Genomic DNA, 14700 nt, shown 5'->3' on the forward strand with positions numbered 1-14700 from the left:
GTTATTTCCTCTTATACGATCTTGGTATCGTTATTCCAGTAGACTAGACCATTCCTAGAAGGTTCGCTTGACCGTCAGGGAGACATTGTCCCGATCCTTCAGCAGACCGCCGATGCCGGCGTTGACCGGACCGAAGTACGCGTTGTACCGCGCCGTGACTGTCCAGGTCTGGTCGATGGACAACTCAGCTCCGATACTGCCGCTGCCGCGTTCCTCGTCGCCGCCAAAGGTGAAGGGGCTCTTCTCGCCATCGATGGTGTAGGACACGGCCATCGGCAGGGTCAAATCCCAGCCCGGGCGGACCTGGTACCAGGTCGGGCGGAATACCGCTGCTATTGTTGATACAACGCGGTCTTCGTAAACGCGATAGTCCTCTAGAGGTCTTTCGCCACGGGCCCACTCTTTAGTTAACTCTCCATTCTTGTCGAACTGTTTGGTGTTACAGTTAGTTCCGCAATCTGTAAGCATCTGAAATGTCGCTTCGACAATATAGGAACCACCATCCCAGAAACGGCCGCTTTGTAACAAGCCCACGCCATTAACAACTACAGAAAGAACGTCACCCACGGGGCCTAAGTAATTGTCGGAATCGTAGTCATCATAGTTACCTTGTATTGGGAAAAGTCCTAAAGCGCCTTCAACAGTATCTTGGAAAGCCTCCGGAGCCCCGTAAAAGCGTTGCAATCCAATTGCAAGATCTGGTGCTAGTCCAGTATCTACCCGGTAGACAATGTCGGCACCGACACTGATGCCGCCGATTTCCTTGGCAAGGGAGATGGCGTAGAGGTCGATATCATCCTTGAACAACCAGCCGCCCTGGCCGTAGATGATGGTGCCATCGCCCGGGTTAACAATGGGATCATTGGGCGGACAGGGCTCCAGTGCGCCCGCGGCACAACCTGCGTTCCAGGCCCCCAGCAATACACCGGCGAGCGGGTTGCCCGCTTGTGCCTGAACGGCCGCCAGCTGACCGGTGTCAAAACCGGCGTGCAGGCCGTGCAGGTTTTTATCCACGTAATTCATATAGATAAAGCTGGTTTCCAGGGACCAGGCATCAACCCAGTACTGCAGGTTAAAACCCCAATCACCACTGTCGTGCTTGTCTTTGTTTCCACTAATACCAGTGCGGAAAGGCGCATCGGGCGAACCGGGCGGCAAGGTGATGAATTCAGTGTCTTCGGTCAGGCCTTCGGCCGGGCTGAAGTAGGTGCCGGTTTCGGGCAGGCGATAACGCCGGTGCTCGAAATTGTAGAAGGCGTTCAGGGTCAGGTTGTCGCTGGGCTGGAACACGGCGGAGATCTTCGCCGTGGGCATGAACAGTTCCTTGGCTTCTGAACCGGGAACAGACAGCGCCTTGGAGAAGTCCAGCGGCGCCATGGCGCCACCTACACCGGCTATCGCACCGGTAGCCAGCAGGCTGTTACCCCAGTAGATGGTGTGGCGACCGGCGCGCACACCCAGAGAGGTATCACCAATGGTCCAGTTACCGAAGACAAACGCGTCGAGGATTTCACCGCCGAAGTAATGCAGGTCATCTGCAGCGTCGGTGTACTCGCCCGGGTCCACGCTGGGCGAGGCCCAGGTATAGATACGGTCACCGGGGTGATCCGAATCCTTGTAGGCGTGGTCGTACCAGCCGGAGGCACTGATGCGGAAGCCGAAATCCTGCTTCCAGATCACATCGAACTCGGAGAGTACGTCGATGCGGGTACTGATCAGGCCGCCACCGCTGCGGTCTACCGAGAGGTCGGCATCGTCAGCGAGAAAGAATGCGGCCCCGCGCTGGGCGGTCACCACATCGTCATCCTGTGCTTCGACGCGGGAGGCGATGTTGAGTTTAACGGTGTTGTCCCAGCGAACTTCCCAGTCTGGCGACGTGTCAAATTGAAACGCATTAGCTTGCGTGCTGATGGCGGCGAGAACCGACACGGCTAGCAGCTTCTTCTTCATAGTGCTTCCCTCTGCGAGTGTTGTAGTGCGTTTTGTCTTCAAGGGGTATGCCCCCTGTATTGGTATTGTTTTACATTGGCCAACGGTGCCCGTCGGGTACCGGGTGCTAACACTGGCAGTTGCCAGCAATCATGCCGCGCAAAGTCTGTCGCCTGTGTCGGCGAAAGCTTTCTCCCCTGGACAACCTTTATATGTTGTATGGTCGCCACGGAACGCGAATGCACAGCCCACGATATTACATCAGTCGATAGGATGCCACGTATTCGTTCGGGACATGCTTTTGTGAGTTTAGGCCATTTTTCACAAGATCGAAAGTCGCGACAGGAATATTTGTGCTGCGCCGGACTAGTAAGCGAGCTTTCCCGCCTGCCTGGCCGAAATATAACCGGCGCGGTAAAGCCAGTTGATCGAGTCCGCCAGCGATTGCTCCACCGGCATAAACTCGAAACCAAAGCGTGAGATGATGCGTGAATTATCCATCTGCACCCAGCGCGTGGCATAGGTCAGGCCCTCCCGGGTCAGCGGCAGGTCGAGCTTCAGCAGCGGCGCGACACGCTCGGCCAGGCCACCGGCAAAGCGCATCGCGGCGCCGTTCAGGGGGACTTCGAGAATGCGCCGTCCGGTCAGTTTGCGCAAAATGGGGCCCAGTTCGCGCCAGGGAATATAGTGCCCTCCCAGTATGTAGCGCTGGCTGCCGGTATCCTCCCGCAATATCTGCAAATGCGCGCGAGCGATGTCCCGGGCGTCCACATACTGGTTACCCGACGTCATCTGCGGCACAAACTGGCCGAGGTAGGTCTGCAGGCCGACGTGCGGCTCGGTGAGTTCCGGCGCATCGGGACCCAACACCGAGGCCGGGTAGACAATCGTCACCGGAGCCCCCTGGTCCTGCAGGGCCCGCGCGTACTTTTCGCAGGCCACCTTGGAACGGCCGTAGCCACGCGCATCGGGCGACGGCGGGCTCTCTTCAGTGAGTATCTCTGCTTTCGGGTCATAAAGCGCGGTGACGCTGGAGACATGCACCACCCGGCCTACGCCGGCGTCGACGGCGCCGCCGAGCACATTGCGGGTACCTTCAAGGTTGATGCGATACACGCGCTCGGCGTCGGCTGCACGGGTGGATACCAAAGCGGCGACATGGATGACGGCGTCACAGCCCTGCATTGCGCGCTGCACTGAATCCGGGTCGGCAATATCGCCACAGGTGAAGTGACGGATTACGCCTTCACCGTAAACCTTGTTCAGCTTTTCCTCGCTGCGTACCAGCAGGCTGACCTCAAGCCCGGCAGCAAGCAGGGCCTGCACCGTGTGATAGCCGATAAACCCGGTTCCGCCTGTCACCATGACCCGTTTCATACTCTTCCCTACCCCACCAGGGCCTGTCCGCCATCCAGGGCAATGGTCTGCCCATTCACATAACCCGAACCCTCGCTACACAGCAAGGCCACAAAGCGACCGATATCCTGTTCGCAGTCACCGACTCGGCGCTGGGGAATCGTGGCGATGAATGCCTCGGCTTCCTCTGGTTGGTTTTCGATCCACCACTTCAGCCCGGGCGACGTTGCATGGGGCATGATCACGTTAGTGCGGATGCCCTCGCCTCCCCACTCGCAGGCAGCGGCACGGGTGAGCGAGCGAATCGCTTCCTTGGTGGCGGCATAGGCGCCATAGCCACTCATATCCCAGCGCTTGCCTGCGGCACTGGCGAGATTGATGATGCAGCCGTCGCCCTTCAGGTGCGGGTAGCAGAGTTTCATCATGCGCATGGTGGCCAGGGGGCCGGATTCAAAACCGGCTGTAAACGCCTCGTCACTGACCTCGTGCAAGGTACCCAGGGGCACTTCCTGTGCGTTGTTGACCAGTATCTGCAGGCCGCCGTAATGCTGCAGGACTGAGTCCACACACGCACTCAGCGAATCCAGCGATTTGACCTCGCATTGCACCGGCAGCGCATCACCGCCGCGCTGCCGGATCAGTTCACAGGTAGCCTGCAACTTCTCCAGCGTGCGCCCGGTCACCGCAACCCGGGCGCCCTCTGCAGCCAATGCCAGGGCAATGCCCTGCCCTACACCCTGCCCGGCGCCCGTTACCAGTGCCACCTTGTCTTTAAGCATCATAGCCGTACACCTTTCTGTTTAAGACTTGCCGGCCAGTATCACCCGAGCATTCGATAGCCGGGTAAACCCGGCTGGCCTTTTCTGCTGACATTTGCGTTCAGCCGTCCTGGTTTCGCAGCGCCAGAATCTTGTCGCGGTAGCTACGCGGCGTCTCCCCGGTCCAGTTCTTGAACGAGCGCACAAAGGAACTGGGCTCGGTAAAGCCGAGGAAATCAGACAACTCGGCAACCTTGGAATTTTCGTGCAGCAGCTTATCAATTGCCACCTGGCAGCGAACCTCGTCCTTTAACTGTTGGTAGGTGGTCTCCTCGTGCTGCAGGCGCCGGCGCAGGCTGGATTCAGACATGTGCAGTTGTCGCGCCACCTCGGTAAACGAGGGCAAACCGGTGGGCAGGTCTATGCTGATCAGCGACTTGATCGCTGCACTGGTACTGGTGGGCTCTCGCTCAATGAGGATCAACTGGTAAATCGTATTGTCCAGGAACTCGCGCAGGGACTCCGTGGTATGCACCACGCGCCGCTCTAGCTGTGCCGCCGGAAAACGGAAACGATTGTGGGTTGCGTCGAACGCGACCGGGCAGCGGAAGCTCGCCGCCAGGCGGTCGCGGTAGGCATCGTTGAGGTAGGGGGCGGAGACTTCCACACTGGAGATATCCAGGGACTCACCGACGAGCCAGCCACAGAGCGAGTGCCACACCAGCAAACCCGACGCCTTAGCCACGGTGTCCTGGAAATCTGCCCTGTCCCAGTGCTCGGGCGCCAGCGCCGCGCCCCGCTCGGTAAACTTGATATGGTAGGCGAGAGAGGCCACATCTGCGTCGGCCTCCAGTTCGACCCGGTGACCGATCATCGGGTACAGCATTTTTTCATAGCGCGCTGCAATCGCCAGGGCATCACCCAGGGTGCGCTCGCCAATCATGCAGTGGCACATCAACGCGAACGCTTCGCTGCCCACGCCGGCAGCCCAGGGCAGCGGCTGTTTGAGCGTTTGCATTTCCTGCACCGCTTCCTTGTACAGGGCGGAATATTGCCGGCCAGAGAGCGGATCATCCGGTGCCAGCGCGGCCAGCCGCCGGGCGCTGAGCCCTGCCCTGTCGGCGATGCCATCCGCATCCAGCCCCAGGTGTTGCAGGTAATCCAGCAGGCGCAGAAACTTCTTCGCGGCGATGTTAACTTCGTTCATGCGGGTAGCGGCGGATAATGTTTATAAATATGGTTGGTCGAGCCCTTCACTAAGCTCGCCATCAGCCTATCATAAACGGCTGACTGAACAAGCCGGGAACCACGCCATGAACAATACCGCTTACCATCACCTGCGCCACGAGGTCCTGGTAGGTGGTATATCCAATGCCGTGTTCAACGGGCTCATAGCGTGGTTGCTGCTGCGCAGTGGCCCGGCGCTGGCGTGGTGGGGAGAGCACAGCTTTGTCATGGACATCGCCGCTACCGCGTTGTTGCTACCGTTGATTGTAGCGCTGATTGTTATTCCCCTGCAGCGCAGCAAATTGCGCAAAGGCAAGCTACAGCCAATAGCGCTGGGGCCCTCTTCCTCTATACAGGCGCTGGCCGACCGCTTCCCCTCCGGCGCCGGCAAAAGCGCTTTGCTGTTCGGGCTTGTCGGCCTGTTACTGGTGGCACCGCTTACGCTGTCGGGCTTCTACCTGCTGGGCGTTGAGCAGGTGGCGCCCGGCAACTACGCTCTGTTCAAGGGTATCTGGGCAGGCGCCATGGCCGGCGTACTGGTGATTCCCATGGTACTGGTGGCGCTGCGCGCAACACCCACGAATTCATAACACAAGGAAAACGACATGGGACTTCTGGAAAACAAAGTTGGCGTGGTCACGGGGGCCGGTCAGGGCATCGGCCGCGCTATCGCCCTGGCGTTCGCGGCCGAGGGGGCGCGCGTAGTGGTAGCCGACTTCAATCGCGAGGCCGGTGAAGAAACCGAGAACCTGATCCAGCAACAGGGCGGAGAGGCCTGCTTTGCCTACGGTGATGTTAGCGACGAGGCGTCGGTAAAGGCGATGATCGATACCGTGATCGAACGTTTCGGGCGCCTGGACATTGCTTGCAACAGTGCTGCTCTGAGCCGGGGTTCGGGCCCGATTCACGAGTACAGCCGGGAAATCTTCGACCAGACCCTGGAGATGTGCCTGACCAACACCTGGTTGTGCATGAAGTATGAGGTCCCCGCCATGCTCGCCAATGGCGGGGGCGCGATTGTGAATATTTCCTCCAACGCCTCCCTGCGCGGGCAGGCCTTCAATACCGCCTACGCAGCAGCCAAGGGCGGCGTCAATTTGCTGACCAAGAGTTCCGCTGCCGAGTATGGCGGCCAGGGAATCCGCATCAATGCGGTGTCGCCCGGGGTGATCCGCACACCGGGGCTTGAGGCCTACTTCGAAGAGCAGCCCAAGGTGGCGGAAGGCCTGAAACGCGCAGCCGTGATGAATCGCCTCGGCGAACCCGAGGAAATAGCCCAGGCAGTCGTATTCCTGTGCAGCGATCGGGCATCTTTTATCACCGGCCAGCTGCTCAGTGTGGACGGCGGCAGCGCCGTCAAGTAAACGCCACGCCGGCTGCTGCCGGCGTGCAGTCAGTTGCTCAACACATCCGGCGCCAGGTTCTGCAACTGGCGTCGCACGCCATCATGCCAGTCGACGCTGGTGCGGCCGATCAGCTCATGCATGCGTTCCGTGTCGATGGCGAGGCTGCCGAAAGCCTTGGGGTTCTCGCTGAATTTTGCCTCGAATCCTGTCAACTCACTGATATAGTCGCACCATTCCTCGATGCTCACCTTCTGCGAGCCGCCGAAATTGGTGGTGGTCACCTCCGGCGTCGCCGCGCCCAGCAGGTAGGGAATCTTGTCGATGTAGTCATCGGCGTGTAACGGGTTGTAGTAATTGGGCCCATCGGGGTGTATTTCTATGGGCGCGCCCTGCTGCATCATCAGCATGTGAAAATACATCCAGCCGCCGTTGTCGCCGTAGGGCACGCTGAGGCGCGCTATGGTGGTAGGGATGTTCTGCTGATGGGCGACAAAGCGGCACACAGTCTCCGCCGCAATCTTGGAGATGCTGTAGGTGGGAAACATAATGCGGTGGTTGTCGCCCAGTGGCGCATTTTCCTTGCGCGGTTCCTGCCCGGCATACTCGTAGACTGCGGTCGAGGAAAAGTGCACAAAGGCCCTGGCACTGGCACAGCGCATCATCAGATTGCCGACGCCTTCGCCATTGGCGGCAAGGTCGTACTCGAAATCACCGCTCTTGACGACGGCAAAGTTCAGCACGTAGTCAATATCGTCCGGAATTGCCGCCAGCGTCTCCGGCCTGGCGAGGTCCGCTGCAATGACCGTAGCGCCCATCGCCTCGATCTGATCGCGATCTTCCTGCTTGCTGAAACGGGCCAGTGCATACACATCGGCAATGCGGGCAAAATGCTCTACCACGGGGAGTGCCACCTGGCCGGTGGGGCCGGTGATCAGCATCTTGCTGCCTTTGACGTCGACGGGTGTTACGGGCATGACTATCTCCTTGCGAGGCGGACTCAGGCCGCCGGATAGCTGGTGTAGCCCTCCTCCCCCTGCGTATAAAGTGTTTTGGGGTCGAAGTCCGCCAGCTGTTTACCGAGACGCCAGCGCTGTGGCAGATCGGGGTTGGCTATAAAGTAACGACCAAATGAAACAGCCGTCAATTCTCCATTGGCCAGCGCCGCTTCCGCCTCTGCATAGGTATAACTATCATTACCAATCAGGCGTTCACCGAAATGCGCCCTGCACAGTCCCAGGTTATCCACTCGCCCCCCGGGCATGCGGATCACGTGCAGGTAGGCCGGATCCATTGCGCGCGCAGCCCTGAGCAGGGTCTCAAACGTCTCCCCCGGGTCAGCATCCGACAGATCGTTGAATGGATTATCGGGGCAGATACGCATGCCTACCCTGCCGGGACCATCCACGCCAATCATGGCCTGCAACACCTCCAGTACAAAACGGCAGCGGTTGGCGACAGAACCGCCGTACTGGTCATCCCGGTGGTTGGTGCCTGTGGAAAGGAACTGGGCGGGGAGATAGCCACTGGTACAGTGCAGCTCGACCCCGTCGAAACCCGCCGCATAGGCATTGATAGTCGCCTGCCGGTACTCCTCAACCACCTCGGCTATTTCCTCGATGGCCAGTGCACGCGGCGCGTCCATGGGCTGCATGCCCGCAGCATCGGTGTAGATCTCACCCTTTGCCGTAATCGCCGACGGCGCCACGGTGCCGGCTCCCGCCGGCTTGTTGTAGTGGCTGGAGACACGGCCAACGTGCATGATCTGCGCAACCATGGTACCGCCCTCGGCGTGCACGGCATCGGTTATCCGCCGCCATCCCGCAACCTGCTCTGCGTTATACAGCCCCGGAGTGCGACAATAGCCCAGTCCCGCGGCACTGGGCGCAATGCCCTCGGAGATAATCATGCCGGCACCGGCACGCTGGCGATAATATTCCTGCATCAGCGCATTGGGCAGGCCGGCCTCGTCGGCGCGACTGCGGGTCATGGGTGCCATTACGATGCGATTACGCAGCTGTAATCGACCGAGTTCGAGGGGAGTAAACAGATCAGTAGTCATCGTTCAGCGCACCTTGATTCTGGGCTCGCCGGCATCGCGGCGCATGGTGGTTAAAAAAGTTTCCAGTGGCGCCGGTGGCGCCACTTCGGGTTCGTCGGTATCGGGGGGAGAGTCCCAGAATGCCTGCCAGGACGGCCACAGGTCATGATATGCGCCGGCGTAGGGCTCCCTGTCCGGCCAGCGCATCTTGTTGTCACCGACCGGCGGTTTGTTGATATCCGTCGCATACCAGTAGCAGGGCAGCCTGCGCCGAAAATACCAGCGCCCGTCGATGCGCTCGTAGTTATCCCAGTACAGCATCTGCATGATGACCCATTCAGTGCCACCGTCACTACGCGGGGTCTCGTGCTCGTTCTTGCTGTACACCACGCCGTGGGCGTGGTCCGGATCATCGAATTCGATAATGTGGTTGCCAATGTGATGCGAGGTGCCGGTGAACTGCAGGCGCAGGGTGTCGTCGAGCCAGCGTTTCAGGCACGCCCGGCCAACCTTGTCCCGGCTTACCCGGATATCATGGGCAAACAGATTCACGTGCGCATCGAGATCACGCATATCCAGGGACAGCGCGTACTTCGCCGGCAATTGCCGGATCTCATCAAGCGATTCGAGTCGATCAATGCGCGCCAGCAAATCTGTCTCCGGCATAAAGACACTCCTTCAGGAAAAGTTCGTATCGGCAGCTTAGGGTTGCCGCCACCACCTGGTCAACAACACCACGGTTCAAATTGATCGGCTTTAACGGTCAGCACGCTGACAGGCCCGACCGCCATCGCCTGTGCTATAAAGTGATCATGGAAACCCTCTACATAAAGGCCGCTGACGACTGCGATGTACCGATCTATTGGACCATGCCGGAGCAGCAGCCGCGTGTCACGCTCCTGCTGTTGCCGGCCCTGGGCATACAGGCGCGACTGTACCGGCAACTCGCCAGCGCGCTGGCAGCACAGGGCTGCGCCACTGCGATCATGGAACAACGCGGGCACGGCCTGAGCAAGGTCAAGCCCGGGTATGGCGTTCGCTTCGGCTTTGACGAGTTCCTGTACCTGGACATTCCCGCGGTTATGGAGTGGATAAAGCAGCAGGTACCAACAGCACCGCGATTGCTCGGCGGCCACAGCCTTGGCGGCCACCTGTCTACAATCTATGCGGGTATGCAACCGCACCAGGTAGACGGTGTTATCCACCTGGCCTGCGCATTCCCGTACCTGGGTGATTACGCTGACAGGCAACGCCGAACACTGCGCCTACTTTGCGCCCTGATTCCGCTTTTCGGCCTGCTTCCCGGATATTACCCCGGTCATCTCATCGGTTTTGGCGACAGGGAATCGGCTCGCCTCATGTCGCAATGGCGGCAATGGGCGCTGAGCGGGGATTTTGACTACGAGGATAAGCACGATCTCGCAGCAGCGGTGGCCGCATTCGACGGCCCGGTTTTGTCAGTGAGTTTTGAACGGGACGATTTCAGCACACCCGCGGCGGTCGCACGCGCCCTGTCCCCTTTCACCGGGGCCACGGTCATGCGCGTGGAACTGGGTGAGCGCGAGCAGGGAACGTATCTCGGCCATACCGGCTGGGCAAAACAACCCGATGGTGCCGCTGCAGCCATCGGCGCCTGGCTTGATACGCAGTTCCCGCGCAGTTAGAAAGGAAATACCCTGGGAATCAGCAGCAGTACAACCGCGGAGTACACCAGCGACAATGGCAGTCCCGCGCGGAAATAATCATTCAGCCCGTAACCCCCCAGGTTCTGCACCATGAGATTGGTGGTATAACCATAAGGCGTGAGGAAACTGGCGCTGGCACCGTAAGCCACCGCCATAACGAAAGGCATGGGGGAGAGTCCGTAACTCTCGGCCAGACCGAAAGCGATGGGGAACGCCAGCGCCGCTGCCGCGTTATTGGTCATCATCTCGGTCAGCATCAAGGTGCCGAGATAGATCCCCGCAAGCGCAGCCCAGGGCCCCAGTGCAGCGAGGTGATCGTGCAGGAAATCCGCCATCAGTTCGACTACCCCGGTGTTGCCCAGGGCCTGCGAGAGAGTCAGTGCCGAGGTAATGATCAACCACAGCTCAAAGGGAAACCGGCGGCGCAATTCCGAACCTCGCACCACGCCCAGGATGAGCATCGACACCAGCAAAAACGCCATGCCCTTGATCAGCGGCACGACGCCGGTGGTCGCCAGCGCAATCACGGTCACCAGTGCACCGGTGGTGAAATAATTCTGGAACGGCGTGGTCTTGATACCGCCTACCGAGTCGTCGACAACCACGAAATTCTTGCCCAGGTTCTTGCGCTCGTTGAAGTCCGGCCCGACCGCCAGCATCATGTTGTCGCCGGCCTGTATGGTAATGTTGCCTAACTTGCCGGAGAGTCGCTTACCACCCCGACGCATACCCACCACCGCGGCATCAAACAGGGAGCGAAAACCGCTATCCTTGATCGTCTTGCCCTCAATGGATGCGTTGGGCATGACAATCACTTCCATCATATTTTCGCGCAACAGGCCCTCTTCCACCGCGAACAGTTTCAGGCCATCGATAGACTCCAGCACCGCGACCTGGTTGATATCACCGGAAAAAATCAGTTTATCCCCGGCCTCGATGTACTCGTAGGGTCCCACCGGACTGATCAGGTGTTCGCCCCGCACGAGCTCAACCAGGAACAGGTCCTCCATGTCGCGCAAGCCGTTGCTGAGAATGCTCTTCCCCACCAGCGCTGACTCCGCAGTGACCTCGGCCTCAATGAGGTACTCATTGATATCCATTTTCTCGTCGTCGCGTGCCGGGAGCAGGCGTGCACTGAGCAACAGCATCACCAGGCCCAGCACCGTGGCCAGGCCGCCGATGAGGAGAAAATCGAAGAACGCCAGCCCGGTACCCGTCGCATCCTCCAGGAAACTGCTGACGATAAGGTTGGTTGAGGTGCCGATCAGGGTCATGGTACCGCCGAGGATGGCGGCATAGGAGAGTGGTATCAGCAGGCGCGACGCTGGATGGTGTTTGTTGCTGCGCACGGTGTGCGCCAGTGTAGCGACCACTGCCGTGTTATTAACGAAAGCGGAAAAAAACGCGGTCACCGTCCCGAGGCGCAGGAGGCTGGCCGTGTAACTCGGCGTGATGAGCTTGCCAGAGAGGTGTGTCAGCCAGGACAGTTTCTCCAGACCGACAGACACCAGTAACAAGAGCACCAGCGTAATCAGACCGCTATTGGATGCCTTCGACAGTACGTCGGCGGTATCTACAAGGCCGATAAAATACGCTGCCAGCATGGTGCAGGTGAACACCCAGACAGCAGGCCAGTCTGTAAAAACCAAGCTGGCGACCAGCCCGGTGAACAGCCCGACGATCAACAACTGATCGATCATTTAATGTACGACGCCCCTGTTTTTTTCTGGGGTAAGCATACTGTGTTGCGCGCGCTATGAATAGGCTCGCTCGCACCGCGGCGAGGCCCCGGCCGGACTGCCAGGACGTTCACAATACAGTGATGAAAAGCGCTGAAAATGCCGGTTTTACATTGTCCCTGCGCGAGGTGTCATGCTAGTTTCAGTGACATAAGCAAGCCAGGGCAAGCAACGAGGACGCCCGGCAGAACAATGACGTGAACCCAGGAATCTCGTGCTGGTGATTGTGGGACTCAATAATATGACATCCATCATCGCCCTAAACGCGCTGTGTGACCGGGGGCGGACGCCTTGAGTATCGCTGCTCGATTCAGCGTCCTGCTGGCCGGCGTGGTGCTGCTGATCGGCGTATTGGCTGCCGTGTTTGCCGCACAGCGGGAATTCGCCGCCGGCCTGGCCGATCTCACCCTGCGCACGCAGGCGCGTTTGACCGGCAATCCTGGGCTGCAGTTTTTTATCTACAAGGCTGACGGCGAGTCACTGCAGCGATCGCTGCAACCCTTCCTGGAGTCAGGGCCTGTCACCACAGCGCAGGCCTTCGACGGACTGGGCGAACTGATCACCACCGTCAAGCGCCCCGGGTCGAGGACATTCCAGCCAGCGCCATTTCCCGTGGTGCGTCGCGACCTGCTCAGTCTCGACAGCGGTGTACTGTTTTTCGACAGCGACAGCGGCGCGCGCGAGCCAGTCAGCCTGCTGCGCACCCTGCTCAATGCTGATGCTCCCCTCTACCTGAGCCTGCCGGTGCTGACAGAAGCCAATACCGGAGCAGCGGGCCTGAGCGCCGCTGATTTCGCCAGTGCCCTGGTCAGCGGCAGCGGCAATGACAGCCAGCGCATCGCCGGTTATATCCATGTGCTCGCTGACCCCGGGGTACTGAACGCACCTGCAGTGAGAGCCGGCGCAGTGGTACTGCTGCTTTATTCGGGGCTGGCCCTGGTGTGCGCCCTGGCCACCTGGTTCCTGACACAAAAAATCACCCGCCCGCTGCGCGAACTGGCCGGTATGGCCGACGCCGTGGCCGCCGGTGAGATCAGCGACCCCATCCAGGTTGACGGCAGTGGTGAGTTGCAGGACATTGCCCGACTGTTCAACAGCGTGATAGAAGGCATCAAGGACTCACAGAAAGTCATGGAGACCGACAGGCGACTGCTGAGCCTGAAGGTACAGGAACGCAGCTCACAGCTCACGCAACGCGATGCGGCACTGAGCCGCGCAGTCGAGGAAGCGAACGAGACCCGCGACCAACTGCAGCACCTGGCCAACTATGACAGTCTCACCAACCTGCCCAACCGCCGCCTGTTTACCGAGCAGCTCGAGTTGTTGCTGAAATTAAACCAGCGACACGGGCATACGCTGGCGCTGCTGTTCATCGACGTGGACGATTTCAAGCGCGTCAACGATTCACTGGGTATCAGTGCCGGTGACCAGATGCTGGTTGAGGTGGGTACACGACTGGCCAGCGCCGTGCGTGACAGTGACAGCATCGGCTTTTTCACTCATAGTGGCACCGGCATTGATGTAGCGCGACTCGGGGGCGATGAATTCACGGTTATTCTGAACCAGCTGGATGCGCCTGAATCGGCGACCATTGTCGCCCGGCGACTGATCGCCAGCCTGACCCAGCCGCTGGAGGTCGACGGACACCGGCTATCGCTGCAGCCCACCATGGGGATTGCCATTGCCCCCACGGACGGCAAGGATGTCGAGAGCCTGCTCAAAGCGGCGAGCACTGCCCGGCATCACGCCGCTCGCAGCGGCAGCGACGAACGCTTCGCTGTCTACCGCAGTAACATGGGGCAACAGGGAGCAGAGCGCCTGCGCCTGGAATCGGACCTTCGCCAGGCCCTGCAGGAGGACGGCCTGAGCCTGCATTACCAGCCGCAGGTAGACACCAATTCCGGATCAGTAGTGGGCGCAGAGGCGCTGCTGCGCTGGACACACCCGCAGCTTGGCGACATTCCCCCCGGCCGCTTTGTCAGTCTTGCCGAGGACGCGGGCATGATGAATGAGCTGGGCGACTGGGTGCTGCGCAAGGCCTGTCGGCAGGTCAGCGAATTCAATCGCGAAGGCGTCAAACTGGGCAAAGTCGCGATCAACATCTCCGCCGAGCAATTTTCCCCTGCCTTTGTCGACAGTGTGCGCGCCACCATTGATGAAACCGGGATCGACCCCGGGCAGCTGGAACTGGGTCTGACCGAAGCGGTCATGAGCAGCAATGCGCCGGAAACCGTCAGTGCCCTGCGCAGCCTGAAGGAAAGCGGTATTTATTTATCCGTGGACGATTTCGGCACCGGCTACTCACCGCTGAACTACCTGAGCCAGTACCCCCTGGACGAATTGAAAATCGATCGCAGCTTCCTGCTCGAGGCGGGGCGTTCAAAGACCGGCGCCAACCTGGTGGTGGCGATCATCGCGATGGCGCACAGCCTGGGGTTGCGAGTGCTGGCCACGGGCGTGGAGACAGAGTCGCAGTTCCACTTTCTTACCGCCCACGGCGCCAGCCTGATACAGGGTTACCTGTTCAGCAAGCCGGTCTCGGCGGAAGCGCTCAAACCCATGCTGTCGCCCTGGCATTTCGTAGACCAGCTGCAAAGCCTTGCTGCGGCAGCGGCCGACTAG

Annotated in this window: 12 protein-coding genes; 4 read left to right on the plus strand and 8 right to left on the minus strand. The window is 59.9% G+C overall.

Annotated elements, in window-relative coordinates:
* Window positions 1-54 precede the first annotated feature (54 nt).
* From F0M18_RS05535 to F0M18_RS05550, 4 genes are all read right to left on the minus strand, one after another.
* Window positions 55-1950, minus strand: a complete 1896-nt coding sequence (locus tag F0M18_RS05535) for a DUF1302 domain-containing protein (protein ID WP_149610410.1) — start codon at window positions 1948-1950, stop codon at window positions 55-57.
* Between the two features lie 345 nt (window positions 1951-2295).
* Window positions 2296-3306: an SDR family NAD(P)-dependent oxidoreductase gene (locus F0M18_RS05540; RefSeq protein ID WP_149610411.1), complete on the minus strand. Its 1011-nt coding sequence runs from the start codon at window positions 3304-3306 to the stop codon at window positions 2296-2298.
* 8 nt (window positions 3307-3314) lie between these two features.
* Complete coding sequence (locus F0M18_RS05545) at window positions 3315-4067, minus strand: SDR family NAD(P)-dependent oxidoreductase (protein WP_149610412.1); 753 nt, start codon at window positions 4065-4067, stop codon at window positions 3315-3317.
* A 97-nt stretch (window positions 4068-4164) separates the two neighbouring features.
* A complete protein-coding gene (locus F0M18_RS05550; RefSeq protein ID WP_149610413.1) occupies window positions 4165-5250 on the minus strand; it encodes an AraC family transcriptional regulator in 1086 nt (361 codons plus the stop codon).
* A 106-nt stretch (window positions 5251-5356) separates the two neighbouring features.
* Between F0M18_RS05550 and F0M18_RS05555 the strand changes: the two genes are divergently transcribed.
* Window positions 5357-5860, plus strand: coding sequence for a hypothetical protein (locus F0M18_RS05555; protein WP_149610414.1), 504 nt, complete (start codon window positions 5357-5359; stop codon window positions 5858-5860).
* A gap of 15 nt (window positions 5861-5875) precedes the next feature.
* Window positions 5876-6634 carry an SDR family NAD(P)-dependent oxidoreductase gene (locus tag F0M18_RS05560; protein WP_149610415.1) on the plus strand — a complete coding sequence of 253 codons (759 nt, stop codon included), beginning with the start codon at window positions 5876-5878 and terminating at the stop codon, window positions 6632-6634.
* Window positions 6635-6663: 29 nt separating this feature from the next.
* Here F0M18_RS05560 and F0M18_RS05565 read toward each other — a convergent pair whose 3' ends face one another.
* From F0M18_RS05565 to F0M18_RS05575, 3 genes are read right to left on the minus strand one after another with little or no spacing between them, the layout of a single operon-like run.
* Complete coding sequence (locus tag F0M18_RS05565) at window positions 6664-7590, minus strand: NAD-dependent epimerase/dehydratase family protein (RefSeq protein ID WP_149610416.1); 927 nt, start codon at window positions 7588-7590, stop codon at window positions 6664-6666.
* A 23-nt stretch (window positions 7591-7613) separates the two neighbouring features.
* Window positions 7614-8675 (minus strand): alkene reductase, encoded by a 1062-nt coding sequence (locus tag F0M18_RS05570; protein ID WP_149610417.1) that lies wholly within the window; start codon window positions 8673-8675, stop codon window positions 7614-7616.
* 3 nt (window positions 8676-8678) lie between these two features.
* Window positions 8679-9320: a nuclear transport factor 2 family protein gene (locus tag F0M18_RS05575; RefSeq protein WP_149610418.1), complete on the minus strand. Its 642-nt coding sequence runs from the start codon at window positions 9318-9320 to the stop codon at window positions 8679-8681.
* Between the two features lie 146 nt (window positions 9321-9466).
* On the opposite strand from F0M18_RS05575, the gene F0M18_RS05580 reads away from it, so the two are divergent.
* The gene (locus tag F0M18_RS05580) at window positions 9467-10318 is read left to right on the plus strand and encodes an alpha/beta hydrolase family protein (RefSeq protein WP_149610419.1); all 852 of its coding nucleotides are present in this window, start codon (window positions 9467-9469) and stop codon (window positions 10316-10318) included.
* Here F0M18_RS05580 and F0M18_RS05585 read toward each other — a convergent pair.
* Complete coding sequence (locus F0M18_RS05585; protein ID WP_149610420.1) at window positions 10315-12039, minus strand: SLC13 family permease; 1725 nt, start codon at window positions 12037-12039, stop codon at window positions 10315-10317. The genes F0M18_RS05580 and F0M18_RS05585 overlap by 4 nt on opposite strands.
* Window positions 12040-12369: 330 nt before the next feature.
* On the opposite strand from F0M18_RS05585, the gene F0M18_RS05590 reads away from it, so the two are divergent.
* Window positions 12370-14700, plus strand: a complete 2331-nt coding sequence (locus F0M18_RS05590; RefSeq protein WP_149610421.1) for a putative bifunctional diguanylate cyclase/phosphodiesterase — start codon at window positions 12370-12372, stop codon at window positions 14698-14700.

Origin of the sequence: Pseudohalioglobus sediminis, assembly GCF_008370495.1 — a bacterium.
In the GTDB taxonomy this organism is placed as follows: domain Bacteria; phylum Pseudomonadota; class Gammaproteobacteria; order Pseudomonadales; family Halieaceae; genus Halioglobus.